General features: G+C 48.3%; 2 protein-coding genes. Both read left to right on the top strand.

Annotated elements, in window-relative coordinates; all coding sequences use genetic code 11:
- The first annotated feature begins 152 nt into the window (after positions 1-152).
- Complete coding sequence (locus QUB11_RS15535) at positions 153-1,076, top strand: hypothetical protein (RefSeq protein ID WP_333204245.1); 924 nt, start codon at positions 153-155, stop codon at positions 1,074-1,076.
- An 85-nt stretch (positions 1,077-1,161) separates the two neighbouring features.
- On the top strand, positions 1,162-4,137 hold the full coding sequence (gene pruA, locus QUB11_RS15530) for an L-glutamate gamma-semialdehyde dehydrogenase (RefSeq protein ID WP_333204247.1): 2,976 nt from the start codon (positions 1,162-1,164) through the stop codon (positions 4,135-4,137).
- Positions 4,138-4,327 lie beyond the last annotated feature (190 nt).

The following is a 4,327-nucleotide window of genomic DNA, read 5'->3' as shown; positions in this document are numbered from 1 at the left end:
CAAGTACCATTTTTATGAACAGGCAAGATGCGTGTATCCGTGTCAAAATCAGTGTCGTGCTTTCTTCATTCTGCTAGATAATTTCAGTGCAGGCGATCGCACCAGTAACGTAAAATGTCTAAAAGCGGTCTTTGTAAAATAATTTTAGCCCCATGAGCGACGAACAGGAAAAAAAACAAATTTTGACTCAGCACCCGGAAATAATTTCCCCTAGCAGCGATGAGTTCGAGCGCAGTGAAATTGCCAGGGCTGATTCAACTTCCGCATCAGCAGAAACTACCGCAGAAATTGGCGCGCCCGAAGATATTTCAGCGCCAATCGACGCAGCCGAAACAATTCCCGTTACCGCCGATAGTACGCCGGAAACAACTCAAATTACAAGTGATCCGCCTCCAACAATTCCAACTGCCAACCCCGAACCCAAACCAGCTCGCTCGTGGCAAATCTTAGCAGTTTTTCTCAGCGGAATCTTAGTCGGTTCCGTCCTTAGTCTCGGCAGTTTGCTAGCGTGGAGAATGTATCAGGAAAGAGCGAACCTTCAAATCAAACTACCCGCTGACGTACCCCTCCCCGAAAGCCCTCCGCCTGTCGCCACAGCGCCCGTCAACCGTCGGCCCGGACTTCCCCTAGCCCCTGAAAATGGACGGCCCGCCACATTCCCTCCGTCGCCCCGTCCCACTCAAATCCCCTCTCTGTCTGGTGTTCCGCAACTTGCTTCGCCGTTGCCTTCTCCTTTGCCGTTGCCTTCTCCAACTCCAACTCCCGCTGCGGTTGAAACCCCTGTAACCGAGCGAGTTTACTTTCAAGCCGGTGCTACGGGAACTACTCTGAGCAATAGTTTGCGAGCCAACATATCCAGGCGCTACTTACTGGAGTGCAATAGCGGCCAAAGCATGACAATAAAGGTTCAAGAAGGTCAAGTTAGCGCAGCAATTATTGCTCCTAACGGTCAAAATTTAGGTACTGCTGATAGCACAGGTCAGTGGCAAGGTCAACTAGCCAGTAGCGGCGATTATACCATTGAAATTTCAGGCGATCGCCAAGCAAACTACCAAGTTAAAATTGAAGTCAAATAGCAACTATAATTGTATCAGGGGGTAGTTACACAATACATAAACCCGCCCTGGTTGCCAATTACAAATTACCCATTACTAATTACCAATGGTTGCACAAATATCTCCAAGCATCTACGAAGCAAAAACCCAAGAAATTGCCAAAGAAATCCTGAAGGCAACTCAAGACAAAAAGCGATCTTTTTTCGGTCAACTCCAAGACCAAATGCGCTGGGACGACAAACTAATGGATTGGGCGATGGCTAGCCCCGGACTGCGGGTGCAATTGTTTCGATTCATTGACTGTTTGCCGGCACTCCGCAGCAAGCCGGAAATTGCCCGCCACCTCCAAGAATACCTGACCGCCCAAGAGGTAGAATTGCCCGAAGCTTTGAAAAAATTGCTCAATTTTACTAACGCTGATTCGATTCCTGGACAATTGGCTGCGACAACGGTTGCGCCTGCGGTGGAAACTTTGGCGCACAAGTATATTTCTGGGGAAAATATCAAGCAGGTAGTTAAAACTTTAGAGCGGCTTCGCAAGGATAAAATGGGTTTTACAGTTGACCTTTTGGGGGAAGCTGTCATCACTGAAACTGAGGCGCAAATTTATCTTAACCGCTATTTGGAATTGATGGAGGAGCTGGCGAAGGCAGCAAAAAATTGGTCGCAGGTAGATGCAATTGACAAAGCTGATGATGAAACTTTGCCGCGAGTGCAAGTATCGGTAAAGTTAACGGCTTTTTATTCTCAGTTTGACCCTTTGGATGCTAAAGGTAGCGAGGAGAAAGTAAGCGAGAGAATTCGCCTGTTACTGCGCCGCGCGAAGGAATTGGGCGCGGCTGTTCATTTCGATATGGAACAGTATGCTTACAAGAGTTTAACTCTGAGCATTCTCAAAGACTTATTGTTAGAGGAAGAGTTTCGCAGTCGCACGGATATTGGAATTACATTGCAAGCATATTTGCGCGACAGTGCTCAAGATTTGCAAGGTCTTATTGCCTGGGCAAAAAAACGCGGAAATCCGGTGACAGTGCGGCTGGTAAAAGGCGCTTACTGGGATCAGGAAACTATCAAAGCGATGCAGAAAGATTGGCCGCAGCCGGTCTACAATGACAAAGTTACTACCGATGCAAATTTCGAGCAGATGACGCAGTTGCTGCTCGAAAATCACGAATATTTGTATGCAGCTATTGGCAGTCATAATGTACGATCGCAAGCAAGGGCGATCGCCATTGCCGAAACTCTCAATATACCGCGCCGCCGCTTTGAAATGCAAGTGCTGTATGGCATGGGCGACAAATTGGCTAAGCTTTTGGTCGATCGGGGTTATCGCGTCCGAGTCTACTGTCCCTACGGCGATTTGCTGCCGGGAATGGCTTATTTGATCCGCCGTTTGCTGGAAAATACCGCCAACAGTTCTTTCATCCGGCAAAGTTCCGAAGAAATGCCGATCGAACAATTGTTAGCCGCGCCCGTTGCTAACGGAAATGACCAGCTAGTTTACAGCAAAGTATTTCCCAACGTTGCCGATACCGACTACGCTAATACCAAATTGCGGCAACAAGCAGAAACAGCCATCAAATCAGTGCGGGCTAACTTAGGTAAAACCTATTTACCCCTAATCAATGGCGAGTACCAAAATACTGAAGCAACAGTTAATTCCCTCAACCCTTCCAATCCCACAGAAGTAGTTGGCAACATCGGATTGCTTTCCGAAGAACAGGCAAAACAAGCCCTGGAAGCAGCAAAAGCAGCCTCCACCAGTTGGCGAAAAACCCCCGTCCGCCAGCGCGCCGGCGTCCTCCGCAAAGCCGCAGAATTGATGGAACAGCGGCGGCACGAACTGTCAGCTTGGATGGTGTTTGAAGTCGGCAAACCCGTCAGAGAATGCGATGCCGAAGTCTCCGAAGCTATTGATTTTTGCCGCTACTACGCCGACGAAATGGAACGGTTAGAACAAGGTAAAAATTACGACATCCCCGGAGAAACTAACCGTTATAGCTATCAGCCACGCGGCATTTCTTTAATCATTTCGCCGTGGAATTTCCCCCTCGCAATTCCCGTCGGCATGACAGTTGCATCCCTAGTTGCTGGAAATTGTACTTTGCTCAAACCTGCGGAAGTTTCCTCAGTAATTGCAGCGAAAATAGCTGAAATATTGCTAGAAGCCGGAATCCCCAAAGGCGTATTTCAATACGTGCCTTGCAAAGGTTCAACCGTCGGTGCTTACATGGTGAAACATCCTGACGTTCACATGATTACTTTCACTGGTTCTCAGGAAGTGGGCTGTCAGATTTATGCCGATGCTGCGATTTTGCAGCCTGGACAAAAACACCTGAAACGAGTAATTGCTGAAATGGGCGGCAAGAATGCAATTATTGTCGATGAAAGTGCGGATTTAGACCAAGCAGTTGCAGGCGTAGTTTATTCGGCATTTGGATACAGCGGCCAAAAATGTTCCGCTTGTTCGCGAGTAATTGTGGTCGAATCAGTGTACGATAATTTTGTCGCAAGATTGGTAGAAGCGACGCGATCGCTCAATGTCGGTCCTGCAGAAAATCCCGGCACTCAAGTCGGCCCTGTGATCGATGCAAATGCCCAGTCGCGCATCCGCGAATACATCGAAAAAGGTCGCGCCGAAGCTAAAATAGCTTTAGAAATGCCGGCACCGGAAACCGGTTATTTTGTCGGCCCAGTCATTGTTACGGAAGTATCGCCCACAGCAACTATCGCCCAAGAAGAAATTTTCGGCCCGGTTTTGTCGGTGATTCGGGCTCATAATTTCAGCGAAGCGATTGCTATTGCTAACGGCACGAATTTTGCTTTAACCGGCGGATTGTATTCTCGCACGCCTTCGCATATCGATCGAGCAGCATCCGATTTTGAAGTCGGAAACCTGTACATCAATCGCGGAATTACCGGGGCTGTGGTATCGCGGCAACCCTTCGGAGGATTCAAACTTTCGGGAGTTGGTTCTAAAGCAGGTGGCCCGGATTATTTGCTGCAATTCCTCGAACCCCGCACCATAACTGAAAATATTCAGCGGCAAGGTTTTGCGCCGATTGCAGGAGTGGATGATTAATCATTCCTTTGTTCGTAGTGAGGACTTCAGTCCTCTCTCTGGCTGTTAAGTTGGTAGGGTGCGCCCAGCGCACCTTACAGGTGGGGTAACAGTAAAAAATTGTGGGAGATTAGCTAGTACAGCTCGGCGTAAGTAGACAGACTATATTTGTGGTAGAATGACATAGTTAGTTTAGACCAGTTTCGGTAGG

This window comes from Microcoleus sp. B6-A1 (genome assembly GCF_036705085.1).
Lineage (GTDB): Bacteria > Cyanobacteriota > Cyanobacteriia > Cyanobacteriales > Microcoleaceae > Microcoleus.
The sequence above is the reverse complement of the archived record's forward strand: the minus strand, read 5'-3'. Positions and strand labels throughout refer to the sequence as shown.

Bases quoted from the DNA above. Each gene is read 5' to 3' on its own strand.
- pruA (WP_333204247.1), top strand. From the start codon at position 1,162: ATGGTTGCACAAATATCTCCAAGCATCTACGAAGCAAAAACCCAAGAA.
- QUB11_RS15535 (WP_333204245.1), top strand. From the start codon at position 153: ATGAGCGACGAACAGGAAAAAAAACAAATTTTGACTCAGCACCCGGAA.